The 23,003-nt window shown below is 71.5% G+C and carries 17 protein-coding genes; 7 read left to right on the top strand and 10 right to left on the bottom strand.

Annotation, left to right across the window (positions count from 1 at the left end):
• Window positions 1–96: 96 nt before the first annotated feature.
• The 3 genes from OG594_RS26965 to OG594_RS26955 form a co-directional block, all read right to left on the bottom strand.
• Window positions 97–2,640, bottom strand: coding sequence for a protein kinase (locus OG594_RS26965; protein ID WP_266604004.1), 2,544 nt, complete (start codon window positions 2,638–2,640; stop codon window positions 97–99).
• Window positions 2,641–2,718: 78 nt separating this feature from the next.
• A complete protein-coding gene (locus tag OG594_RS26960) occupies window positions 2,719–4,929 on the bottom strand; it encodes a serine/threonine-protein kinase (RefSeq protein WP_323185332.1) in 2,211 nt (736 codons plus the stop codon).
• 710 nt (window positions 4,930–5,639) lie between these two features.
• Window positions 5,640–7,358, bottom strand: coding sequence for a glycerol-3-phosphate dehydrogenase/oxidase (locus OG594_RS26955; RefSeq protein WP_266604002.1), 1,719 nt, complete (start codon window positions 7,356–7,358; stop codon window positions 5,640–5,642).
• Window positions 7,359–7,588: 230 nt separating this feature from the next.
• Here OG594_RS26955 and OG594_RS26950 point away from each other — a divergent pair, with 230 nt between their 5' ends.
• Window positions 7,589–8,818 (top strand): nucleotide sugar dehydrogenase, encoded by a 1,230-nt coding sequence (locus OG594_RS26950; RefSeq protein WP_266604000.1) that lies wholly within the window; start codon window positions 7,589–7,591, stop codon window positions 8,816–8,818.
• A gap of 124 nt (window positions 8,819–8,942) precedes the next feature.
• Here the strand turns inward: OG594_RS26950 and OG594_RS26945 are convergent, their stop codons facing one another.
• The 4 genes from OG594_RS26945 to OG594_RS26930 all read right to left on the bottom strand — a co-directional run bounded on the left by OG594_RS26945 (window position 8,943) and on the right by OG594_RS26930 (window position 13,587).
• The gene (locus OG594_RS26945; RefSeq protein ID WP_266603998.1) at window positions 8,943–10,067 is read right to left on the bottom strand and encodes a GuaB3 family IMP dehydrogenase-related protein; all 1,125 of its coding nucleotides are present in this window, start codon (window positions 10,065–10,067) and stop codon (window positions 8,943–8,945) included.
• A 143-nt stretch (window positions 10,068–10,210) separates the two neighbouring features.
• Window positions 10,211–11,710 carry an IMP dehydrogenase gene (gene guaB, locus OG594_RS26940; RefSeq protein WP_266603996.1) on the bottom strand — a complete coding sequence of 500 codons (1,500 nt, stop codon included), beginning with the start codon at window positions 11,708–11,710 and terminating at the stop codon, window positions 10,211–10,213.
• 275 nt (window positions 11,711–11,985) lie between these two features.
• Window positions 11,986–12,615 (bottom strand): sigma-70 family RNA polymerase sigma factor, encoded by a 630-nt coding sequence (locus tag OG594_RS26935; RefSeq protein ID WP_030389108.1) that lies wholly within the window; start codon window positions 12,613–12,615, stop codon window positions 11,986–11,988.
• A 360-nt stretch (window positions 12,616–12,975) separates the two neighbouring features.
• The gene (locus OG594_RS26930) at window positions 12,976–13,587 is read right to left on the bottom strand and encodes a response regulator transcription factor (RefSeq protein WP_003948568.1); all 612 of its coding nucleotides are present in this window, start codon (window positions 13,585–13,587) and stop codon (window positions 12,976–12,978) included.
• Window positions 13,588–13,967: 380 nt separating this feature from the next.
• Between OG594_RS26930 and OG594_RS26925 the strand changes: the two genes are divergently transcribed.
• On the top strand, window positions 13,968–14,294 hold the full coding sequence (locus OG594_RS26925; protein WP_266603993.1) for a WhiB family transcriptional regulator: 327 nt from the start codon (window positions 13,968–13,970) through the stop codon (window positions 14,292–14,294).
• A gap of 144 nt (window positions 14,295–14,438) precedes the next feature.
• On the opposite strand, the gene OG594_RS26920 is transcribed toward OG594_RS26925, so the two are convergent.
• A complete protein-coding gene (locus tag OG594_RS26920) occupies window positions 14,439–15,338 on the bottom strand; it encodes a LysR family transcriptional regulator (RefSeq protein ID WP_266603991.1) in 900 nt (299 codons plus the stop codon).
• 89 nt (window positions 15,339–15,427) lie between these two features.
• Between OG594_RS26920 and OG594_RS26915 the strand changes: the two genes are divergently transcribed.
• From OG594_RS26915 to OG594_RS26905, 3 genes are all read left to right on the top strand, one after another.
• Window positions 15,428–16,114 carry an MOSC domain-containing protein gene (locus OG594_RS26915; protein WP_266603989.1) on the top strand — a complete coding sequence of 229 codons (687 nt, stop codon included), beginning with the start codon at window positions 15,428–15,430 and terminating at the stop codon, window positions 16,112–16,114.
• Window positions 16,115–16,145: 31 nt separating this feature from the next.
• Entirely contained in the window at window positions 16,146–16,919 is a 774-nt protein-coding gene (locus OG594_RS26910) for an SDR family oxidoreductase (RefSeq protein WP_266603987.1), read from the top strand.
• A 96-nt stretch (window positions 16,920–17,015) separates the two neighbouring features.
• The gene (locus OG594_RS26905; RefSeq protein WP_266603985.1) at window positions 17,016–17,726 is read left to right on the top strand and encodes an ester cyclase; all 711 of its coding nucleotides are present in this window, start codon (window positions 17,016–17,018) and stop codon (window positions 17,724–17,726) included.
• A 90-nt stretch (window positions 17,727–17,816) separates the two neighbouring features.
• On the opposite strand, the gene groL is transcribed toward OG594_RS26905, so the two are convergent.
• Complete coding sequence (gene groL, locus OG594_RS26900) at window positions 17,817–19,445, bottom strand: chaperonin GroEL (protein WP_030011063.1); 1,629 nt, start codon at window positions 19,443–19,445, stop codon at window positions 17,817–17,819.
• 111 nt (window positions 19,446–19,556) lie between these two features.
• Window positions 19,557–19,865 (bottom strand): co-chaperone GroES, encoded by a 309-nt coding sequence (groES, locus tag OG594_RS26895; protein ID WP_030011064.1) that lies wholly within the window; start codon window positions 19,863–19,865, stop codon window positions 19,557–19,559.
• Window positions 19,866–20,485: 620 nt separating this feature from the next.
• On the opposite strand from groES, the gene OG594_RS26890 reads away from it, so the two are divergent.
• Together OG594_RS26890 and OG594_RS26885 are read left to right on the top strand one after the other, a co-directional pair.
• The gene (locus tag OG594_RS26890; RefSeq protein WP_266603982.1) at window positions 20,486–21,190 is read left to right on the top strand and encodes an LCP family protein; all 705 of its coding nucleotides are present in this window, start codon (window positions 20,486–20,488) and stop codon (window positions 21,188–21,190) included.
• A complete protein-coding gene (locus OG594_RS26885; protein ID WP_266603980.1) occupies window positions 21,178–22,572 on the top strand; it encodes an FtsW/RodA/SpoVE family cell cycle protein in 1,395 nt (464 codons plus the stop codon). Before OG594_RS26890 ends, OG594_RS26885 begins: the two co-directional genes overlap by 13 nt.
• Window positions 22,573–23,003 lie beyond the last annotated feature (431 nt).

The raw sequence follows: 23,003 nt of genomic DNA, 5'->3' as shown, positions 1-23,003 counted from the left end.
CAGATTACGGAGCCCGGAGGGGCTGCCGGAACCGCCCGGGCGCCGAAAGACGGCACTGTGACGCAATCGCCGTACTGATCAGTCGTCAGTATCCGTTCAACCGCCCGCCTTGTAACTCGCCGTGGCCTTCTCGAAGACCTCGGTGACCTTGGACTGCTCGTCCTCCGGACCGGTGACCAGGACGACGTGGTAGCTACCGCCGAGCGCCACGACGAAGTTGCGGGCGAAGACGTTGCGGCCGGTCCCGTCGATCCACGTGTACCGCCCCGTCGCGCGCAGTTGCTGGCCCACCTTGGTGGTCTTCACATCGCCGACGGTCGACCAGGTCGACGTCCGGTACGGGGTCAGCTCCGGCTCCTTGTCCTTCTGGTACGCCGCCGGATCCGGATTTCCCTGGACCTTGTCGCGGCCGGGAACGACGGTCAGCACGAACTGCCCGTCGGTGTACCGGACCTGACCGGACTCATTGATTCCGCGCCGCTCCCAGCCGTCGGGCACGGCGAGCTCGAAGTGCTCCGGGTCCTGCTGGGTGGTGTAACCGGCCGGGGCGGGGGCCGGGGCGGCCGGTGATTCGGCGGGCGCCGTCGTCTGCGGAGCGGACTTGGACTCGGGCGTGCCCGAAGGGACCTGGGAGGGGCTCGGCTTCGCCGGCGCCTGCGCGCTACTGCCCCGGGCGTCACCCGCGGGCTCCTGGTCGGCGGCCCGGGGCAGGAACAGCATCGCGTACGCCACCCCGCCGGCGAGGAGGGTCAGGATCCCGACGAGCAGGCTCCGGCCGAGGGCGCGCGGCTTGCGGGGGCCCGCCGGGTTGCGGTGGCGCCCGTGGACCTCGCCGCGGCGGCGCACGACGGGCAGCCGCGCCGGGTCCGGCTCCGGCATCGGAAGCGCCCCGAACCCGGCGTCCGGCTCGGGCGCGGACCGGACGAGCGACCGCAGCCAGCCGCGGAGCTCCTCGAAGTCGGGCCGCTCGGTGGGGTCCTGGCGCAGCAGCGACTCCACGATCGGGCGCAGCGCCCCGCACTCCTCCGCGAAGGCGGGCGGCTCCGCGCAGACCATCTCGACCAGCTCGGTGACGCTGTCCTCCGGGTACGGGGCGTGCCCCTGCACCGCGCGGTAGAGCAGTGCGCCGAGCGCCCAGAGGTCGGTGGCGGGCCCGACGGGGGCCGCGAGCTGCCAGTGCCCGTGCACGGGGCCGGCCTGCTCGGGGGCCCACCGCTCGGTGACGGCCCCGACGACGGCCATCCGGGTCTGCCGCGCGCGCTCGGCGTCCAGGCCGGTCCGCGGCCCGGACCAGCCGTTGCCGGCGGGCCGTGGCCGGTCGGGGGCGACCGGAGCAGGGACCTCGGCCTGCCGGTAGCCCTGGGGCAGGGCGAAGGGGGTGGGCAGGGCGGAGAGCTCGGAGTGTGCCGGCGGTGCCTGCTCCGAATCGGGATCCGGCTGGCGTAAGGGACTTGGCAGGGGCTCGGGTGCGGACTCGGGTGCGGGCAGGGGCTCGGGGGCGGGCTCCGGTTCCGGCTCCCGCTCCGGTTCCGGGGCGGCCGCGGGCAGCTCCGCCCGACGGGGGGTCGCGCCGTGCCAGGGCGCGACGGCGCCGGTCTCCGGGCCGCCGTACGGGTACGAGTACCCCTGCGGGAGGGTCGACCCCTCGGGGCGGCGCTCCGGCGGCGCACCGGCCTCGATCTCGGCCGCAGCCCCGGCCGCAGCCCCGGCCCTGCGCTCCTCGATGACCCGGGCGGCGGCCGCCCGCGCCCCGGCCCGGTAGGCGGCGATGGCCCCGGCCCGCGCGGCGGCCTGCGGGTCGGGGCGGTCCTGCGGACGGCCGGGGGTGATGTGATCGGTGTACCGCGGCCCGGTGTCGTACCCGGGGGCCACGAGCGGCGCGTACGCGACGTCCACCGGGCCGGAGGCGGTCGGAGTCGGATCCGGACCCGGGACCGGATCAGGAGCTGGGGCAGGGGCAGGGGGCGGAGTCGGAGTCGGGACGACGGGGGCGGGTGCGGGAATCGGAACGGAGGGGGTGGCGGTGGCGGTACCCCACCCGGCTCCTCCGTCGCCGGTGTCCTCGGCGCTCGGGACGGGGTCGTACCCGCACAGGGCCTCCTCCGCGGCGCCGGCCGCGAGGCCCGTCAGCACGACGCGCCCGTCCTCGCACACCAACACGGTCCGGACGGTGATGTTCCGGTGCGTCCAGCCGTGCGCGTGCAGCACCCGCAGCGCGGTCAGTACGTCCGACGCCACCTCGGCGGCCCGGTAGGGGCTCAGCGGTTCATCGGCGATCAGCGCGGCCAGCGGCCGGGCCGGGACCAGTTCGCTCACTATCCACAGCGACTCGCCCTCGGCGAACACGTCGAAGACCTGGTCCAGCCGCGGATGGTCCGGGATCGAAGCCGCGGCCTGCGCCGCCTCGATGGCGCGGCGCACGGCCGGCAGATCGGCGGGCGACCGGCGCGCCGCCGGGACGGCCCGCGGCCCGTCCAGCAGCTCCGCGTCCACGACCTCCGGCAACGGCACTTGTCGTACGAGGACTTCCTGTCCGCTGCGCGTGTCAAAGGCGCGGGTCTCTATCAGTTCGTACTCGTCGGACGGCGGCACGGGCAGGCGGTAGCGGCCGGCCAGGATCCGGCCCGCGTACTCCTCCACTTCGCCTCCCCCGAGTGCGGCGGGCTCCCCATGGCCCCTCCGACACGATACGTCGCCGGGGTCGCCCGCGTCCCGAGGTCAGCCGAGCGGCTGGAACGTCTCGAAGGCGACGTTGCGCATCTGCGTGCACTCGGGGCCGTCCCACTGGTCGGCGGCGCAGCTGATCATGATGGCGTAGCCGTGCGTCGCGTCCAGCTTGAAGCCGCGGTTGAGCACACGGACCTTCATGCCCTTCTGCTCCCGCTCGAACTCCCAGTCGGCGACGGTCGGATAGCCCCGGTAGTCCACCACGTCGATGCGGATCTGCCGATACCCCTTGCTGCCGCTGCGGACGCCGGCGACCGAATTGGTCCATGCGAGGCGCGCGTCGTCGCCCGGCGTGCCGGTGTAGTCGACCTGGATCCGCGGGAAGCCGCCGCTTTCACGGGCGTAGATGCCACCGGAGTTGTCGCCGGCTATGCCGATCTGCTTGAAGCCCTCGGGCATCGCCATCGAGAAGTGGAACCCGAACTCCTGGATCATGGCGTATCCCGCCGGGAGCGCACCGCCCGCGCCGCCGGACGTGGCGCCCTGGCCCTGACCCGCGGCCGCGCCCTGCTGCCCCTGGCCCGGCTGACCGCCGGTGGCGGCACCCGTACCGGCGCTGTCGTTACCGGCCGTCTCCCCCGTGTTCCCCGAGGGCTTCGGGGAGGTCTCGCCCGTCCCGCCGCTGCCGCTTCCGCCGCCGCTGCCGCTTCCGCCGCCGCTGCCGCCCGGGTCCTTCGGGGCCGAGGCCGCCGGAGTGGGCTTGCCGTTGCCGCCCTTGCTCTCGTCCTTGGTGTCCTTGTCGTCGCCGCTGAAGGCGTAGGCGATGAGCGAACCGACGACCGCCAGCACCACGACCACGGCCACTGCCGCGAGCACGATGGTGCGGCGCTGCATCACGTCGGTGAGCGGAGCCTTGACGGGGGACGCCTTGGACTTCGGCGGCTCCGCTGCGGAGACGGCCGTGGTGGCAGCCGCGGCCGTCGCCGCCTTGCGGGCGGCCTTCAGCGCGGTGCGGGCGCGTTCGCGCTGCTCACGGTCGCGCCGCTCGCGTTCCTTCTTCGCCGCCCGCTCGGCCGCCTTCTCCGCCTTGTCCGCGGCGGCCTTCTCCACGGCGTCCTTGGCGTCGGCCAGCGATATCTGCCGGGTCTCCTCGGCCGCCGGGGCCGCTACGGGGGCCGGCGCGGGCACGGGCGCCGCGAGGACGGCGTTCAGCATCGCCCGGGTGCGGGCCTCGTCGAGCCGGTGTATCGGGTCCTTGGCGAGCAGGCCGTAGATGACCTCGGCCAGCGGACCGGCGTTCTTCGGCGGGTCCACCGGCTCGGTCATCACCGCCGTGAGGGTGGCGAGCGCGGATCCCTTGTCGTACGGGGGCACTCCCTCGACGGAGGCGTACAGCAGACCGCCGAGCGACCACATGTCGGCGGGCGGGCCGGGCTTGTGGCCACGGGCGCGCTCGGGGGAGATGTAGGAGGGGGCGCCGACGAGCATGCCGGTGGAGGTGACGGAGGGGTCGCCCTCGACCTGCGCGATGCCGAAGTCGGTGAGGACGACACGGCCGTTGCCGGCGATGAGCACGTTCGACGGCTTCACGTCGCGGTGCAGGATGCCCTGGCCGTGCGCGGCGCGCAGCACGTCGAGCACCGCGAGGCCGACCTCGGCTGCGCGGTGCGGGGTGAGGGGGCCGTTCTCCCGTATGAACTCGGCGAGCGAGGAGCCCTCGATGAGCTCCATGACGATCCACGGCCGGCCGTCCTCGTCGACGACGTCGTAGACGGTGACGGCGCCGCCGCTGCGGATCCGGGCAATGGCCTTGGCTTCGCGGAGGGTACGGGTGATGAGGCGTCGCTTCTCGTCCTCGTCGACCCCGGTGCTGAAGCGGAGCTCCTTGACTGCGACGGTCCGGCCCAGGGTCTCGTCCTGGGCCCGCCAGACGGTACCCATCCCGCCCTTGCCGAGCACGGCCCCCAGCCGGTAGCGCCCGGCCAGCAACCGTCCCTCGTCCTGACCGCCCGCGGCAGCCTTGGCTGCGGCGGCCTTGACGGCGGCGGCCATGGCGTCGGCCTTCTCGACGACGGGATTCACTACGGGCTTCGCAGCCGGCTCGGCACCACCGGGCTTCACCCCGGACTTGCTCAGCACGGGCTTCGCCTCAGACGCGGCATCAGCCACCGCCCCGGCATCGGCGGCCGCAGCCTTCTCACCGCCGGGCTTCGCCGCAGCCGACCCCGCAGACTTGCTCAGCACCGGCTTCGCCTCAGACACAGCATCAGCCTGCTCCGCCCCGGCGGCCTTCGCCGCAGGCGCAGCGTCAGCCACCGGCCCGGCATCAGCAGCCGCGGCTCCGGCCGCAGCCTTCTCACCACCCGGCTTCGCCGCAGCCGACCCCGCGGACTTGCTCAGCACCGGCTTCGCCTCAGACGCAGCATCAGCCTGCTCCGTCCCGGCGGCCTTCGCCGCAGGCGCAGCGTCAGCCACCGGCCCGGCATCCGCAGCCGAAGCCGCGGCTCCGGCCGCAGCCTTCTCACCGCCGGGCTTCGCCGCAGGCGACCCCGCGGACTTGCTCAGCACCGGCTTCGCCTCAGACGCAGCATCAGCCTGCTCCGTCCCGGCGGCCTTCGCCGCAGGCGCAGCGTCAGCCACCGGCCCGGCATCCGCAGCCGAAGCCGCGGCTCCGGCCGCAGCCTTCTCACCGCCGGGCTTCGCCGCAGGCGACCCGGCAGGCGAAGCCGCGGCGCCAGCCCCGGACTTCTCACTGCTGGGCTTCGCCGCAGGCGACCCGGCAGGCGACTCGGTGTGCTCCGGCTTCGACATGCGTCCCCTCTGCGATCGTGCCGGTGCTCCGCCTGCCCCAGCGGCTGAGCGACCCGGCGGCCGGGGCCCGCTGTAACCCGCCCCGGCAGAACCCTCATTCTTCCTCACTCCGCAACGGACGGGCGCCCCGGGTCTACGGTTCCCCCCTCCGCATCCCGGAGTTACAACGGAACGATGTCGGGCGCCCCCAGCCGCGCCGCGTCCGCCGTCTGGTCGTCCGGCTGGCGCTGCGATTCCCGCTCCGCCTGGACCCGCTTCTCGTAGTGCTCCACTTCCTTCTCGATCTGCTGCTCGTCCCACCCCAGCACCGGCGCCATCAACTCCGCGCACTCCCGTGCCGACCGCGTCCCCCGGTCGAAGGTCTCGATCGAGATCCGAGTCCGCCGCGTCAGTACGTCGTCGAGGTGCCGGGCCCCCTCGTGCGAGGCCGCGTACACGATCTCCGCCCGCAGGTAGTCGTCCGCCCCGGTCACCGGCTCGCGCAGTCCGGGATCGGCGGCCATCAGGTCCAGCAGTTCCTCCGTCAGCGACCCGAAGCGGTTCAACAGGTGTTCCACCCGCACCACATGAAGCCCCGTCCGGGCCGCGATCCGCGCCCGCCCGTTCCACAGTGCCCGGTACCCCTCCGCCCCCACCAGCGGCACGTCCTCCGTGACGCACTCCGCCACCCGCTGGTCCAGGCCGTGCACGGCCTCGTCGACCGCGTCCTTCGCCATGACCCGGTACGTCGTGTACTTGCCCCCGGCGACCACCACCAGACCCGGTACCGGATGCGCCACGGTGTGCTCGCGCGACAGCTTGCTCGTCGCGTCCGACTCCCCGGCCAGCAACGGCCGCAGGCCCGCGTACACGCCCTGGACGTCGTCGCGCGTGAGCGGCACCGCCAGCACCGAGTTCACGTGCTCCAGCAGGTAGTCGATGTCCGCGCTCGACGCCGCCGGGTGCGCCTTGTCCAGGTCCCAGTCGGTGTCCGTGGTCCCCACGATCCAGTGCCGGCCCCACGGGATGACGAACAGGACGGACTTCTCGGTCCGCAGGATCAGTCCGGTGCTCGAATGGATCCGGTCCTTCGGTACGACCAGATGGATGCCCTTCGAAGCCCGCACGTGGAACTGGCCGCGCTCCCCGATCAGCGCCTGGGTGTCGTCCGTCCACACCCCCGTCGCGTTCACGACCTGCTTCGCGCGGATCTCGTACTCCCCGGCCGACCCCCGCCCGCCTTCCACATCACGCACCCGCGCGCCGACCACCCGTTCGCCCTCGCGCAGGAAGCCGACGACCCTCGCCCGATTGGCGCAGTGCGCCCCGTACGCGGCGGCCGTCCGCACGAGCGTGGCGACGTAGCGCGCGTCGTCCATCTGGGCGTCGTAGTACTGCAGGGCCCCCACCAGCGCGTCCTTGCGGAGCGCCGGCGCCACCCGCAGCGCGCGCCCCCGCGACAGGTGCCGGTGCACGGGCAGGCCGCGCCCGTGGCCGCTGGAGACCGACATCGCGTCGTACAGCGCGACGCCCGAACCGGCGTAGATCCGCTCCCAGCCCCTGCGCTGCAACGGGTACAGGAAGGGCACCGGCTTCACCAGGTGCGGGGCGAGGCGCTCCAGCAGCAGCCCGCGCTCCTTCAGGGCCTCGCGCACGAGGGCGAAGTCGAGCATCTCCAGGTACCGCAGGCCGCCGTGGATCAGCTTGCTGGAGCGGCTGGAGGTGCCCGAGGCCCAGTCCCGCGCCTCCACCAGGCCGGTCGACAGGCCGCGCGTCACGGCGTCGAGCGCGGTGCCGGCACCCACCACGCCCGCGCCCACGACCAGCACGTCCAGTTCCCGTTCGGCCATCCGGGTGAGGGCCTCGGCCCGCTGCGCCGGCCCCAGTGTCGCTGTCCTCACGGCTGCCTCCCGTTGGTGCGGATGAGATCCCGCTCACATGCCCCGTTCCACGATTCTGACCGCCCGCACCCACATCAGCCACCGCCTGTGGACAACACAACGGTGGCGTTCACTCCAGAATGCGACATATCTGTCATATATAAGCCTAGTCTGACATTGCGCCAGCTCCCCTGTCCCCCGGAGAACTTGCGCGGCAAGCCCCCTCATGTCAGGGAAGGGACGGCACCCCCATGCCCGCAGATCTCGCCGTCATCGGACTCGGCCATCTCGGCCTCCCCCTCGCCCAGGCGGCCGTCGCCGCCGGAATCGAGACGGTCGGCTACGACAGCGGTCCGGTCACGGACTCCACCCTCACCGCCGCCGAGGTCCGCCGCATGTCGGCGGCCGGCTTCCGGGTCACCACCAACCCCGCCGAGCTCGGCCGGGTCCGCACGGCCGTCATCTGCGCCCCCACCCAGCTCGGCGCCGATCGCGCACTGGACCTCTCCGCCGTCGGCGAGGCCGGCCGCGCGCTCGCCGCCCGGCTGCGTCCCCACACCACCGTGATCCTCGAATCCGCAGCCCACCCGGGGGTCACCGAGGACTACCTGCGCCCGATCCTCGAAGCCGGCTCCCGGCTGCGGGCGGGCCGCGACTTCCACCTGGCCTACTCCCCCAGCCGCCACGACCCGGGCAACCGCACCCACGGCATCTCCAACACCCCCAAGGTGATCGGCGGCCTCACCCCCGCCTGCACGGAGTCCGCGCACGCGTTCTACGCCCGCCTCACCGAGAAGGTGGTCCGCGCCCGCGGCCTGCGCGAGGCCGAGACCGTACAGCTCCTCGAAACGAACTACCGCCACGTCAACATCGCCCTCATGAACGAGATGGCGGTGCTCTGCCACGACCTCGGCGTCGACCTGTGGGACGTCATCCGCTGCGCCGAGACCAAGCCGTACGGATTCCAGGCCTTCCGCCCCGGCCCGGGGGTCGGCGGCCACGGCGTCCCCCTCGACCCGAACTACCTCCCCCACACCACGCGCACCCCCGGCCACCCGCTGCGCATGGTCGGCCTGGCGCAGGAGATCAACAACCGGATGCCGCAGTACGTCATCCAGCGCTCGGCCACCCTGCTGAACGAGCACGGCAAATCCGCCCGCGGAGCCCGCGTCCTGCTCCTCGGCGTCACCTACAAGCCCGACCTGGCCGACCAGGAGGGTTCCCCGGCCCGCGAGATCGCCAGCCGCCTCCTCGACCTGGGCGCGCTGATCAGCTACCACGACCCGTACATCACGGGCTGGCGGGTCAGGGACCAGCCGGTCCCCCGCGCCGAATCGCTCTACGAGGCCGCCGCGAACGCGGACCTGACCATCCTGCTCCAGCACCACCGCACCTACGACATGCAGGGCCTCGCCGTGAAGGCCCAGCTGCTCCTGGACACCCGCGGCGCCAGCCCGGTGGGCGCGGCTCACCGCCTCTGAGGCCCGGGCGACCCGTCGGGCCGAGCCGGGCGGGCCCGCACCTGTACCCGCACCCGCACCCCGGACACGCCGGAGGGCCGGCACCCCGAGCGGGGTGCCGGCCCTCCGGCGTACGGCGGGGCGATCAGCGGCTGTGCTGCGAGTCCGCGATCGTGACCTCGACCCGCTGGAACTCCTTGAGCTCGCTGTAGCCGGTGGTGGCCATCGAGCGGCGCAGCGCGCCGAAGATGTTCATCGAGCCGTCCGGGGTGTGCGAGGGACCGGTGAGGATCTCCTCGGTGGTGCCCACGGTGCCGAGGTCGACCTTCTTGCCGCGCGGCACGTCCTCGTGGACGGCCTCCATGCCCCAGTGGTTGCCCTTGCCGGGCGCGTCGGTGGCACGGGCCAGCGGGGAGCCCATCATCACGGCGTCCGCGCCACAGGCGACGGCCTTCGGGATGTCGCCGGACCAGCCCACGCCGCCGTCGGCGATGACGTGCACGTAGCGGCCGCCGGACTCGTCCATGTAGTCGCGGCGGGCCGCGGCCACGTCAGCGACGGCGGTCGCCATCGGGACCTGGATGCCGAGCACGTTGCGCGTGGTGTGCGCGGCGCCGCCGCCGAAGCCGACGAGGACACCGGCCGCGCCGGTGCGCATCAGGTGCAGGGCCGCCGTGTAGGTGGCGCAGCCGCCGACGATGACCGGGACGTCGAGCTCGTAGATGAACTGCTTCAGGTTCAGCGGCTCGGCGGCGCCCGACACGTGCTCGGCGGAGACGGTGGTGCCGCGGATCACGAAGATGTCCACGCCCGCCTCGACGACGGCCTTGGAGAACTCGGCCGTGCGCTGCGGGGAGAGCGCGGCGGCGGTGACGACGCCGGAGTCGCGGACCTCCTTGATCCGCTGCCGGATCAGGTCCGCCTGGATCGGCGCGGCGTAGATCTCCTGGAGGCGGCGGGTCGCGGCGGCCTCGTCGAGCTCCGTGATCTCGTCGAGCAGCGGCTGCGGGTCCTCGTACCGGGTCCACAGGCCTTCGAGGTTCAGCACGCCGAGGCCGCCGAGCTCGCCGATGCGGATGGCGGTCTGCGGGGAGACGACCGAGTCCATGGGGGCGGCCAGGAAGGGGAGCTCGAAGCGGTACGCGTCGATCTGCCAGGCGATCGAGACCTCCTTCGGATCCCGGGTACGCCGGCTCGGGACGATGGCGATGTCGTCGAACGCGTACGCCCTGCGGCCGCGCTTGCCGCGCCCGATCTCGATCTCAGTCACGTGTGGTGGCCTTTCCTCTGGGTCTGCCCGTCCAGTATCCCCGAACGCCGGGGGCCCGCGTTCCGGTGACCGCTGTACGGACGGCCGCGCGGGCACGGCGAAGGGGGCGGGCCCGATGGGCCCGCCCCCTCAGCTCATGCCGTTCAGCCCTTGCGGGAGTAGTTCGGCGCTTCGACCGTCATCTGGATGTCGTGCGGGTGGCTCTCCTTGAGGCCCGCCGAGGTGATCCGGACGAACCGGCCGCGGTCCTGCAGCTCGGGGACCGTGCGGCCGCCGACGTAGAACATCGACTGGCGCAGGCCGCCGACGAGCTGGTGCACGACCGCGGAGAGCGGACCGCGGTAGGGGACCTGGCCCTCGATGCCCTCGGGGATGAGCTTGTCGTCGCCGCCCACGCCCTCCTGGAAGTAGCGGTCCTTGGAGAAGGACTTCTGCTCGCCGCGGGACTGCATCGCACCGAGCGAACCCATGCCGCGGTACGACTTGAACTGCTTGCCGTTGATGAAGAGCAGCTCGCCCGGGGACTCCTCGCAGCCCGCGAGCAGCGAGCCGAGCATCACCGTGTCGGCGCCCGCGACCAGGGCCTTGGCGATGTCGCCGGAGTACTGCAGGCCGCCGTCGCCGATGACCGGGACGCCGGCCGCCTTGGCGGCGAGCGAGGCCTCGTAGATCGCGGTGACCTGCGGGACGCCGATGCCGGCGACGACGCGGGTGGTGCAGATGGAGCCGGGGCCGACGCCGACCTTGATGCCGTCGCAGCCGGCGTCGATCAGCGCCTGCGCGCCGTCGCGCGTGGCGACGTTGCCGCCGATGACGTCGACGGTGGAGTTCGACTTGATCTTGGCGACCATGTCGCCGACCAGGCGGGAGTGACCGTGGGCGGTGTCGACGACGATGAAGTCGGCGCCCGCCTCGATCAGGGCCTGGGCGCGCTCGTACGCGTCGCCGGCGACACCGACGGCCGCGCCGACGAGGAGCCGGCCTTCCTTGTCCTTGGCCGCGTTCGGGTACTTCTCGGCCTTGACGAAGTCCTTGACCGTGATGAGGCCCTTGAGGATGCCCGCCTCGTCGACCAGCGGAAGCTTCTCGATCTTGTGGCGGCGCAGCAGCTCCATGGCGTCCACGCCCGAGATGCCGACCTTGCCCGTGACCAGCGGCATCGGGGTCATGACCTCGCGCACCTGGCGGCTGCGGTCCGACTCGAAGGCCATGTCACGGTTGGTGACGATGCCGAGGAGCTTGCCGGCGGTGTCGGTGACCGGGACGCCGGAGATGCGGAACTTCGCGCAGAGCTGGTCGGCCTCGCGCAGGGTCGCGTCCGGGTGCACCGTGATCGGGTCGGTGACCATGCCGGACTCGGAGCGCTTGACCAGGTCGACCTGGTTGGCCTGGTCGGCGATGGAGAGGTTGCGGTGCAGCACGCCGACGCCGCCCTGACGGGCCATGGCGATGGCCATGCGGGACTCGGTGACCTTGTCCATGGCGGCGGACAGCAGCGGGACGTTGACGCGCACGTTGCGCGAGATGAGGGAAGAGGTGTCGATCGCGTCAGGTGACATGTCCGACGCGCCCGGCAGCAGCAGCACGTCGTCGTAGGTCAGTCCGAGCGTGGCGAATTTGTCGGGCACTCCGTCGGCGGTCATGACACCTTCCCAATGGTCTTGCTCAGCGCGGATGTCCATGCTAACGGGATCCCGACGCGTCTCATTCCACGACCAAGGTCAAGCAGAAGTTTCGTCGCTTCCTACGATTGCAGCCCGCGATCGAGGCCCACGCAGAGCTACGCCGAGCGGCCGGAGCGGACCGACGCGGGGCCGGACTGCGCGGTACGGAGCGGAACTGAGCCGTAAGGGCCCGCACGGATCGCGGCGGGCGGCAGGCGGCGAGACCGCACGGCCCGCACGGCCCGCACGGCCGCCTACTGCTCGGCGAGTGCCCGCAGCCGGCTGAGCGCGCGGTGCTGGGCCACGCGCACGGCCCCGGGGGACATTCCGAGCATCTGTCCGGTCTCCTCCGCGGTCAGCCCGACGGCCACCCGCAGGACGAGGAGCTCGCGCTGGTTCTCCGGAAGGTTGGCCAGCAGCTTCTTGGCCCAGGCGGCGTCGCTGCTGAGCAGCGCCCGTTCCTCCGGACCCAGCGAGTCGTCGGGCCGCTCCGGCATCTCGTCGGAGGGCACGGCCGTGCTGCCCGGGTGCCGCATGGCGGCCCGCTGCAGGTCGGCGACCTTGTGCGCGGCGATCGCGAAGACGAAGGCCTCGAAGGGCCGCCCGGTGTCCCGGTAGCGCGGCAGCGCCATCAGAACGGCGACGCAGACCTCCTGCGCCAGGTCCTCCACGAAGTGACGAGCGTCACCCGGCAATCGCGAGAGCCGGGTGCGGCAGTAGCGGATCGCGAGGGGGTGCACGAAGGCGAGCAGGTCGTGCGTGGCCTGCTCGTCGCCCTCCACCGCCCTGCGCACGAGCGCGCTGACGCCCCCGGCACTGCCGCCTTTGGCGGCGCCGGTCGGGCCTGTGGCCGCGGGTGACCCCAGGGCCTCGTCGTCGCGCATCAATCCATGGTGCCTTGGCGCCGGAGCATCCGCGCCGCCGTGGCCCTTGTTGTGCATCGAAGCGTTATGAGCAGGTGCGCCGGAACTCATCATCTGCGCCCTCCCCTCCCGCTCGGCCGAATAGTCCCCGAGAGACTCCACACCCTCAAGGATGCGGCATCGCGCACGAAGCGAGACGTCCCCCGGATTGTGCCCCGCCAACCCCCGGGTGCGCACCGGGTACGGCGGGGACAGGGATGCCCTCGACAAGACGAGCCGTCGAGGGCGGCGCGCCGCCCCGTCCGCGGGTGGCGGACGGGACCTCTCTCGACGATCCGCGGCCTGCGCCGGACCGGGCCGGGCCCGGCCACGACCGGGAGGTCAGCGGACCAGACCCCAGCGGAAGCCGAGTGCCACCGCGTGCGCCCGGTCCGATGCTCCGAGCTTCTTGAACAGCCGGCGGGCGTGCGTCTTGACCGTGTCCTCGGAGAGGAAGAGCTCGCGCCCGATCTCCGCGTTGGACCGGCCGTGGCTCATGCCCTCCAGCACCTGGATCTCGCGCGCGGTGAGCGTGGGCGCGGCGCCCATCTCGGCCGAGCGGAGCCGGCGCGGGGCCAGTCGCCAGGTCGGGTCGGCGAGGGCCTGGGTGACCGTGGCCCGCAGTTCGGCGCGCGAGGCGTCCTTGTGCAGGTATCCACGGGCGCCGGCAGCGACCGCGAGGGCCACGCCGTCCAGGTCCTCGGCGACCGTCAGCATGATGATGCGGGCGCCGGGGTCGGCCGAGAGCAGTCGACGGACCGTCTCCACACCGCCCAGCCCGGGCATCCGTACATCCATCAGAATCAGGTCGGAGCGGTCGGCGCCCCAGCGGCGGAGGACTTCCTCGCCGTTGGCAGCCGTCGTCACACGCTCGACGCCGGGCACGGTGGCAACCGCGCGACGGAGCGCCTCTCGGGCAAGCGGGGAGTCGTCGCAGACGAGGACGGATGTCATGACCGCCCTCCGCAGCTGCTGATGCGCGTCACCTTGAGCCTCCAGGCTGGTACGTATCGTCACCTGTGCGGTCGATGCCCCCGGACACCTGTCCGAGAACTTATTGGTTCAACCGCCTTCGCACTCTCAACGATGGTCACTCGAAAGAGTTACGGGTCGGACGGACACCTTCAGCACTCTACGTGAGGAAGCGATCACGGCGTAGGAGCCACGAGCCGCTTGTCCTCCATCTGGAGCTATGCCCTATTTGGCGGCTTTCCTTCCGTTTGGCACGTGTCTGAGGCTAGATTCCCAATGAGTCATATTTACATCTACTCCGACAGTAGGTGTGGAGACATGGACCGTATCCGCCTCAGTACCGGCACCAAGAGGGACTACCAATGGCAGATTTCTCCCGCCTCCCCGGACCGAACGCCGACCTCTGGGACTGGCAGCTGCTAGCCGCCTGCCGCGGGGTCGACAGCTCTCTCTTCTTCCACCCGGAAGGCGAGCGGGGCGCGGCCAGGAGCGCGCGCGAGGCCTCGGCTAAAGAGGTCTGCATGAGATGCCCGGTGCGTTCGGAATGCGCCGCGCACGCACTCGCCGTCCGAGAGCCCTACGGGGTGTGGGGCGGCCTCACCGAGGACGAGCGCGAGGAACTGATGGGCCGGGCCCGGCATCGCCTGATCCCCGCGTCGAGTGCGATCGGACCGATCGCGCCGGACTGAGGGTCGCCGAAACGTCAGAAGGAACGTTTCCTCGAATCGCCAGCACACCCGGGCGTGTCGCCGCCCGACCCGCGTTTCACCCGTTCGGCCGTACCCGGCCCTGCGACGTGTGCGCCCCCGGCCGCCGCCGGGGGCGGACGCGGGTCAGCGCGCGGCCGCCCGCTCCAGCTCGGCCAGGGTCGCGGCCACGGCCGGCACCCGGGCCAGGTCGGGCAGGGTCAGCGCCACGACCTCGCGCTCGACGGCCGGCTCCACCGCCACCGTGCTCACGCCCTTGGCCCGTACGGACTCCACCGCGAGCTCGGGCAGTACCGCCACGCCCAGCCCCGCCCCCACCAGGCCGACCACCGCCGGGTAGTCGTCGGTGGCGAAGTCGATGCGCGGGGTGAAGCCCGCCCCCTCGCACACGTCCACCAGGTGGCGGCGGCAGCGCGGACAGCCCGCGATCCAAGGTTCGTCCGCCAGCTCCGCCATGCCCACGCGCTCCGCCCCGGCCAGCCGGTGCCCCTCCGGAACCAGTCCGACGAGCCGGTCGGTCAGCAGCGGCCGCACCACGAGGTCGTCCCACTCCGCGGCGGAATGGTCCGCCCCGCCGTAACGGAAGGCCAGCGCCACGTCGCAGTCGCCCTCGCGCAGCATCTCCACCGAACGCGGCGGCTCCGCCTCGACCAGCGAGATCCGGGTCCCGGGGTGCTCGGCGCGCATCGCCGCGAGCGCGGTCGGCACCAGCGTGGAACTGCCGCTGGGGAAGGACACGAGCCGGACCCGGCCCGCGCGCAGCCCCGCGATGGCCGCCACCTCCTCCTCGGCGGCGGTCAGCCCGGCCAGGATCCCCGCGGCATGGCGGACCAGGGCCTCGCCCGCCTGGGTCAGGCGCATCTCGCGACCGGTGCGGATGAGCAGCGGGGTGCCGGCCGACTGCTCCAGCGCCTTCATCTGCTGGGAGACGGCGGGCTGGGTGCAGCCGAGCTCGCGGGCGGCGGCGGAGAAGGACCCGGTCCCGGCGACGGCGCGCAGAACCCGGAGATGGCGTGCTTCGATCACCCTTCGAGCATAAGCCCTACTTTGATTTCCACACCAATATCGCGGTGCCACTTTGGGTCGGCTCCGGTTAGCGTGGTCCCATGGGCTCCATGCAATTGATCTCTGTGAACCTCGGCCGCGCCACGGCCGTCGACTACACCGACGCGGAGGGCGGGATGACGGGCATCGGCAAGCGTCCGGTGCCCGGACCGGTCCGCGTCGTCGCCCCGGGCCCCAAGGCCACCGGCCTCGGCAGCGGCCTGGAGGGTGACGTCGTCTGCGACCGGCGCCACCACGGCGGCGACCACCAGGCCGTCTACGCGTACGCCCGCGAGGACCTGGACCTGTGGGAGCGCGAGCTGGATCGCGAGCTGCCCAGCGGGCTCTTCGGCGAGAACCTCACCACCTCCGGCATCGACCTGAACACCGCACGGATCGGCGAGCGCTGGCAGGTCGGCGCGGACCTCGTCCTCGAAGTGGCCTCGGCCCGCATCCCGTGCCGGACCTTCCAGGGGGCCATGGGCGAGGCGGGCTGGGTCAAGCGGTTCACCCAGGAGGCGCGGCCGGGTGCGTATCTGCGGGTGATCGAGGAGGGTTCGGTCTCCCCCGGCGACCCGATCCGGATCGTGCACCGGCCGGACCACGACGTGACGGTCCAGCTGTGGTTCCGCGCCTTCACCACCGAGCGGGAGCTGCTGCCGCTCACCCTGGCCGCGGGCGAGGCGATGGAGCCGAAGGCCCACGAGCGGGTTCGCCTGTACGTGGAGAAGTACGGGGCGGGGGCCGGGGCGAGGTAGCGCCGTCATTCCGGGAAGCTAGGTTGCGCCTATGACGACTGCGTTGATTACGGGATCCACGGCGGGCATCGGCGCCGCCTTCGCCCGGCGGCTGGCCGCCCAGGGGCACAATCTGGTGCTGGTGGCGCGCGATACGAAGCGGCTGGGCGAGCAGGCCACCGAGCTGCACGACCGGCACGGCATCGAGGCCGAAGTGCTGGCCGCCGACCTCTCCACGGAGGAGGGCATCGCGGCGGTCGAGCAGCGCCTCGGCGACCGTACCCACCCGGTGGACCTGCTGGTCAACAACGCGGGCTTCGGCAACAAGGGCCGCTACCTCGAGGTCTCCATGGCCGACGAGCTGACCATGCTGAAGGTGCACATCGAGGCGGTCCTGCGGCTGACCTCGGCGGCCACGGAATCGATGCGCTCGCGCGGCCGCGGCGGCGTGATCAACGTGGCCTCGGTGGCCGCCTTCGTACCGCGCGGCACGTACGGGGCGAGCAAGGCCTGGGTCGTGCAGTTCACCCAGGGCGCGGCGCGGGACCTGGGCGGCTCCGGGGTGCGGCTGATGGCGCTGTGCCCCGGCTTCGTCCGGACGGAGTTCCACCAGCGGGCCGGCATGGGCACGGACAACATCCCCGGCTGGATGTGGCTGGACGCCGACAAGCTGGTGGCCGCGGCCCTGGCCGACCTGGCCCGCGGGAAGACGGTGTCGATCCCGGACCCGCGGTACAAGGCGCTGATGGGCGTGGTGAAGCTGACGCCGCGCGGACTGCTGGGCGGGGTGTCCTCGCGCACGGGCCGCAAGTACGGCCCCCAGTAGCCCTGGAGGGCGCCCCGCTGAGCCCGACCACAGGCGGCCGATCGGGTGAAATCTCCCTAAACTGGACCTGTCCCATCCAGCGCGGGAGGCGACGCGATGACATTCGTACAAGTGATCGATTACGAGACCAGGCGGTTCGACGAGATGAACGCGCTCATCGACCGCTGGGCGGAGCAGAGCAGCGGCAGGCGCACCGCCACGCACACGATGATCGGCCAGGACCGCGAGGCCCGGAACCACTACGTGGACATGGTGGAGTTCGCTTCGTACGAGGAGGCCATGAAGAACTCCCACCTCCCCGAGACGGACCGGATGTTCCAGGAGATGGTGGCCCTCTGCGAAGGCATGCCGAAGTTCATGAACCTCGACGTGGTCCGCGACGAGCACCTCAACAAGCAGCTCGCCAACCGGGTGTTCGAAGAAGCGGCCATGGCGGGGAACATGAGCGTCCTCGACGAGTGCTTCGCGACGAACTACATCGACCACGACGCCAGCAAGGCGGAGTCCACCGTCATCGGACGCGACTCCATGCGGTCGGACATGGAAACGTGGCGCGCGGCCTTCGACATGACCTTCGAGCCGACGGCCCAGCTGGCCGAGGGCGACATGGTCACGACGGTGTGGAACTGGACCGGCATCCACAAGGGCCCGTTCATGGGAGTCGCGCCGACCGGGAAGACGTACTACATGTCCGGGAGCACCACGTTCCGATGCCTGGAGGGAGAGATCATCGAGGGTTGGTGGCACTACAACCCCGGAGCCCTGCAGCAGCAGATGGGCGGAACGGGTTCCCCGTACGGGACCTGAGGCCCCATCACGGGGAAGGCAACGGCAAGGCAACGGGAAGGCCCCGTTCCGCGACTGCGGAACGGGGCCTTCTCGGCGTGGTGCGCGCGATCAGTGGCTGTGGCCGTGACCGTGGCCGTGACCGGCGTCGCCCTCGTCCTCCGCCGGCTTCTCGACGACCAGGGTCTCGGTCGTGAGCAGCAGGGAGGCGATGGAGGCGGCGTTCTCCAGCGCGGAACGGGTGACCTTCACCGGGTCGATGACGCCGGCCTTGACCAGGTCGCCGTACTCGCCGGTGGCGGCGTTGAAGCCCTGGCCCTTGTCGAGCTCGGCGACCTTCGAGGTGATGACGTAACCCTCGAGACCGGCGTTCTCGGCGATCCAACGCAGCGGCTCGACGGCGGCGCGGCGCACGACCGCGACACCGGTGGCCTCGTCGCCCGACAGGCCGAGGTTGCCCTCCAGGACCTTCACGGCGTGGACGAGCGCGGAGCCACCGCCGGAGACGATGCCCTCCTCGACCGCGGCGCGGGTCGCCGAGATGGCGTCCTCGAGACGGTGCTTCTTCTCCTTGAGCTCCACCTCGGTGGCGGCGCCGACCTTGATGACGCAGACGCCACCGGCGAGCTTCGCCAGGCGCTCCTGCAGCTTCTCGCGGTCCCAGTCCGAGTCGGTCGACTCGATCTCGGCCTTGATCTGGTTGACGCGGCCGAGGACCTCGTCGTGGCTGCCGCCACCGTCGACGATGGTGGTGTCGTCCTTGGAGATGGTCACGCGGCGGGCGGAGCCCAGTACGTCGAGACCGGCCTGGTCGAGCTTGAGGCCGACCTCCTCGGCGATGACGGTGGCACCGGTGAGGGTGGCCATGTCCTGGAGCATCGCCTTGCGACGGTCACCGAAGCCGGGGGCCTTGACGGCCACCGCGTTGAAGGTGCCGCGGATCTTGTTGACGACGAGGGTGGAGAGCGCCTCGCCCTCGACGTCCTCGGCGATGATCAGCAGCGGCTTGGAGGCGCCGGCCTGGATGACCTTCTCCAGCAGCGGCAGCAGGTCCTGGATCGAGGAGATCTTGCCCTGGTTGATCAGGATGTACGGGTCGTCGAGGACGGCCTCCATACGCTCCTGGTCGGAGACCATGTACGGCGAGAGGTAGCCCTTGTCGAAGGCCATGCCCTCGGTGAACTCCAGCTCCAGGCCGAAGGTGTTGGACTCCTCGACGGTGATAACACCGTCCTTGCCGACCTTGTCCATCGCCTCGGCGATGAGCTCGCCGACCTGCTGGTCCTGCGCGGAGAGCGCGGCCACGGCGGCGATGTCGGACTTGTCCTCGATCGGGCGGGCGGTCGCGAGGAGCTCCTCGGACACGGCCTTGACCGCGGCGTCGATGCCCTTCTTCAGGGCGGCCGGGGAAGCACCCGCGGCGACGTTGCGCAGACCCTCGCGGACCAGCGCCTGGGCCAGCACGGTGGCGGTGGTGGTGCCGTCACCCGCGATGTCGTTGGTCTTGGTCGCCACCTCCTTCACGAGCTGCGCGCCCAGGTTCTCGTACGGGTCGTCCAGCTCGACCTCGCGGGCGATGGTGACACCGTCGTTGGTGATGGTGGGGGCGCCGAACTTCTTGTCGATGACGACGTTGCGGCCCTTGGGGCCGATCGTCACCTTGACCGTGTCGGCAAGCTTGTTGACGCCGCGCTCGAGGGCGCGACGGGCGTCCTCGTCGAACTTCAGGATCTTCGCCATGGGAGCGGTTCAGCCCTCTCGAAAACTCGGGTTTAACGAGCTGCGCCCCTCGCCGCCCGGCAATCAGCGGGGTGACCAGGGGCGCAGCTCAAGCAAACTTCTTGAAGCGAATTACTTCTCGACGATCGCGAGCACGTCGCGAGCCGAGAGGACGAGGTACTCCTCGCCGCTGTACTTCACTTCGGTACCGCCGTACTTGCTGTACAGCACGATGTCGCCGACGGTGACGTCCAGCGGGAGACGCTGGCCGTCCTCGAAGCGACCCGGGCCCACCGCGAGGACGACGCCCTCCTGGGGCTTCTCCTTCGCGGTGTCCGGGATGACCAGGCCGGAGGCCGTGGTCTGCTCGGCGTCGAGCGGCTGGACCACAATGCGGTCCTCAAGCGGCTTGATGGCAACCTTGGAGCTGGCGGTCGTCACGATCCGACCTCCCCCTTCGGAGATCCGGGGTTAACTGTCTGAGGTGGCGACCAGGTCGATCCGTCGTCGCGGGTGCCGGATCTGCCTGTCGCTGTGTTGGCACTCACCGGGGGTGAGTGCCAGGTGCGAGACTATTCCGGCGATTAGCACTCGGTCAAGCGGAGTGCCAATTCCCGACCCGGGCGTTGCGCGGACCGCCCCCGTACCGGGTCCCCTGCGGGGGGCTCGGCGGAGCGTTCCCTCGGCCGAGGTGGGGTCTCGCCTCGATCGCCGGCGGGGCTTCAAAGGGTGGGGCGGCGCCCCGCACGAGGATCTCCCCGGCCCACGCCAGACGGCCGCGGCCCTGCCGTACGACCCGGGTCGCGCGCTCGCCCTGCGGGAACCCTCCTCCGCGCCCCCACCCCACCCCACCGATTCAAGCCCGGCCGGCGATTGAGGCGCGGGGCGCATCTTCAGCCCCGCCGACGCCTGAGGCGCGGGCCCGCATTTTCAGCCCCGCCGGCGTTTGAGGCGCGGGTCCGGGCGGAGCCCGGCACGGGATCCGGCCGCGCCGCACACCGCCGAGCAGGCCCACCATCCAGCCTCGCCGGCGATTGAGGCGCGGGTCCGGGCGGAGCCCGGTGGGGGGCCGGGCGCGCGGCACGGATCGAGACGGTGCGGAACTTCCTGGAGGTCCCGATCGATGTCACTTCGCCGCGCTGAATCTGGCTGGTTTCCACCACCTCGCGGACGCGCCCGGCGGGGTACCGGTGTGCCTGAACAGGGCGGTCAAGGACACGTACTCGGGCGCCGACTTCCCGGCGGGCCCGCAGACGCTCGACGGCCGCCAGTCGCTCGCCTTCGTGCGGCAGCGGCACGGCCTGGAGAGCGGGGACCTGGACCGGACCAAGCGCCAGCAGGCCTTTCTCGCGGGTGCGACGAAGAAGCTGGACTCGGCCGCGACCTTCACCGACCCGGCGAAGCTGATGAAACCGATCGACGCCGCCCAACGGGACGTGGTCACGGACGAAGGCTGGGATCTCCTGGAGTTCGTAAAGCAGGCGAAGAACCTGTCCGGCGGGAAGGTGCAATTCACGACACTTCCCATCGAAGGTTTCGGAAGGAACCATGGGGAGGACATCAACGTCGTAGATGATATGAAGATAAAGCGCCTCATTGCCGACCAGATCGGACCCGAAGCTTCCGCTGACGCCGACGCATCGGGCGCCACGTCCTCACCCTCGACCTCCCTTTCACCCTCACCCTCGTCCTCGCCCGACGCGGCACCCCCGCCGCCCTCCCCGTCCGCCCCCAAGGAGGGCGGCGGCATCCCGTGCGTGGACTGAAACCCCTGACGTCGGCGGTCTCCCGCCGCCGCACCGAGGCGCTGCTCCTGGTCTTCGTCATCGCCATCGCCGTCTTCGGCCACGCCGCCGCGGGCCTCGCCATGAACGGCGAGCTACCGCCCAAGTTCGTCGACTTCACCCTGAGCATGACCCTGCTGTCCCTGGTGGGGCATCTGGGCGTACGCCGTTTCGCGGCCTACGCCGACCCGCTGATCTTCCCGCTCGCCATGCTGCTGACCGGCCTCGGACTGGTGCTGCTGCACCGCCTCGACCAGGGCTACATCGAGCGCTACAACTCGGACGCGAACGCCCCCGGCCAGCTGATGTGGACGGTGGTCGGCATCGCCGCCTGCCTGCTGGTGCTGGCGCTGCTGCGTGACCACCGGCTGCTGCAACGGTTCATCTACATCAACATGGCCGTCGCGCTGGTGCTGCTGATCGCGCCCGCCTTCTTCGGCGCGGACACCTACGGCGCGAAGCGCTGGATCAAACTCTTCGGCTTCTCGCTACAGCCCGGCGAGTTCGTGAAGATCATGATCGCGATCTTCTTCGCCGGGTACCTCGTCATCCACCGGGACTCGCTGGCCCTGACGGGCCGCAGGTTCCTGGGCATGCGGCTGCCCCCGATGCGCCAGCTCGGCCCGATCGTCACGGTGTGGATCGTCTCGATGCTGGTGCTGGTCTTCGAACGCGACCTCGGTACCTCGCTGATCTTCTTCGGGGTGTTCGTGGTGATGCTGTACGTCGCCACCGAACGCACCAGCTGGATCGTCTGCGGTGTGCTCATGGCCGCGGCCGGCGCCTTCGTGGTCGGCTCGACGGAGCCGCACGTCAAGGCACGCGTGGCCGCGTGGCTCAACCCGCTGTCGTTCTACTGGGAGAACCGGCCTGCCGGGGTCACCTCGGACCAGTCGGCACAGGCACTGTTCAGCTTCGGCACCGGCGGCATCTCCGGCACGGGCCTCGGCATGGGCCACCCCGAGCTGATCGCGTTCGCCGGGCGCAGCGACTTCATCCTGACCACGGTGGGCGAGGAGCTGGGCCTGGCCGGGGTCATGGCCGTGCTGATCCTCTACGCGCTCCTGGTGCAGCGGGGGCTGCGGATGGCACTCGGCGCGCGCGACCCCTTCGGCAAACTGCTCGCGGTGGGCCTGGCGGCGGCACTGGCCCTACAGGTCTTCGTGGTCGCGGGCGGCGTGACGGGCCTGATCCCCCTGACGGGCAAGGCCCTGCCCTTCCTGGCCAAGGGCGGCTCGTCCCTCCTGGCCAACTGGATCATGATCGCCCTGCTCCTGCGCATCAGCGACAGCGCGGAACGCCAACGCGAGGCGGACACCCACGGCCCGGTGGAAACGACGATCACGCCGGTGGTCCGGGTGTAGGGGCGGGGCGGCCGGCCGTGGCGGGCGGGAGGGAGGGAGGGAGGGAGGGAGCCACTCGGTCGGCATCAGGGATGTGCTGGGGGTTTCCCGTCAGTCCCATCGTCCTTCCGTGTCGGGCCGGTCCCTCAAGGGCGCTCCTCCTTCGTCGTCGCGTCGCTTCGCGATGGCCTCCGGCCACCCTTGACCGACCGCCCCGCCCCGGAGATACGAAGACTGCCGGGAAACCCCCGAAGGAACGGGCCGGGCGTTCCTTTTCAGGGACGCGGAGGCCGGAGATGCCCGGCCCGGTCGGGCGCGAAGAGCCACGACCGAGAGACGGGCCCGTCCAGACCCGGGCCGGGGTCGGTGGGCGCACCACATCGCTACGCGCCCCTCACTCCTCGGCGTCCGACGGCCGTCTTGGGTCGGGCATGGGCCGCCCACGGCCTCGG

The organism is Streptomyces sp. NBC_01214, assembly GCF_026340975.1.
Taxonomy (GTDB): domain Bacteria; phylum Actinomycetota; class Actinomycetes; order Streptomycetales; family Streptomycetaceae; genus Streptomyces.
The sequence above is the reverse complement of the archived record's forward strand: the minus strand, read 5'-3'. Positions and strand labels throughout refer to the sequence as shown.

What these genes read in the sequence shown, in the direction of transcription:
- OG594_RS26950 (WP_266604000.1), top strand. Translation starts at nt 7,589, where the DNA reads ATGCCCGCAGATCTCGCCGTCATCGGACTCGGCCATCTCGGCCTCCCC.
- guaB (WP_266603996.1), bottom strand. Translation starts at nt 11,710, where the DNA reads ATGACCGCCGACGGAGTGCCCGACAAATTCGCCACGCTCGGACTGACC.
- OG594_RS26935 (WP_030389108.1), bottom strand. Translation starts at nt 12,615, where the DNA reads ATGCGCGACGACGAGGCCCTGGGGTCACCCGCGGCCACAGGCCCGACC.
- OG594_RS26930 (WP_003948568.1), bottom strand. Translation starts at nt 13,587, where the DNA reads ATGACATCCGTCCTCGTCTGCGACGACTCCCCGCTTGCCCGAGAGGCG.
- OG594_RS26925 (WP_266603993.1), top strand. Translation starts at nt 13,968, where the DNA reads ATGGCAGATTTCTCCCGCCTCCCCGGACCGAACGCCGACCTCTGGGAC.
- OG594_RS26915 (WP_266603989.1), top strand. Translation starts at nt 15,428, where the DNA reads ATGCAATTGATCTCTGTGAACCTCGGCCGCGCCACGGCCGTCGACTAC.
- OG594_RS26910 (WP_266603987.1), top strand. Translation starts at nt 16,146, where the DNA reads ATGACGACTGCGTTGATTACGGGATCCACGGCGGGCATCGGCGCCGCC.
- OG594_RS26905 (WP_266603985.1), top strand. Translation starts at nt 17,016, where the DNA reads ATGACATTCGTACAAGTGATCGATTACGAGACCAGGCGGTTCGACGAG.
- groL (WP_030011063.1), bottom strand. Translation starts at nt 19,445, where the DNA reads ATGGCGAAGATCCTGAAGTTCGACGAGGACGCCCGTCGCGCCCTCGAG.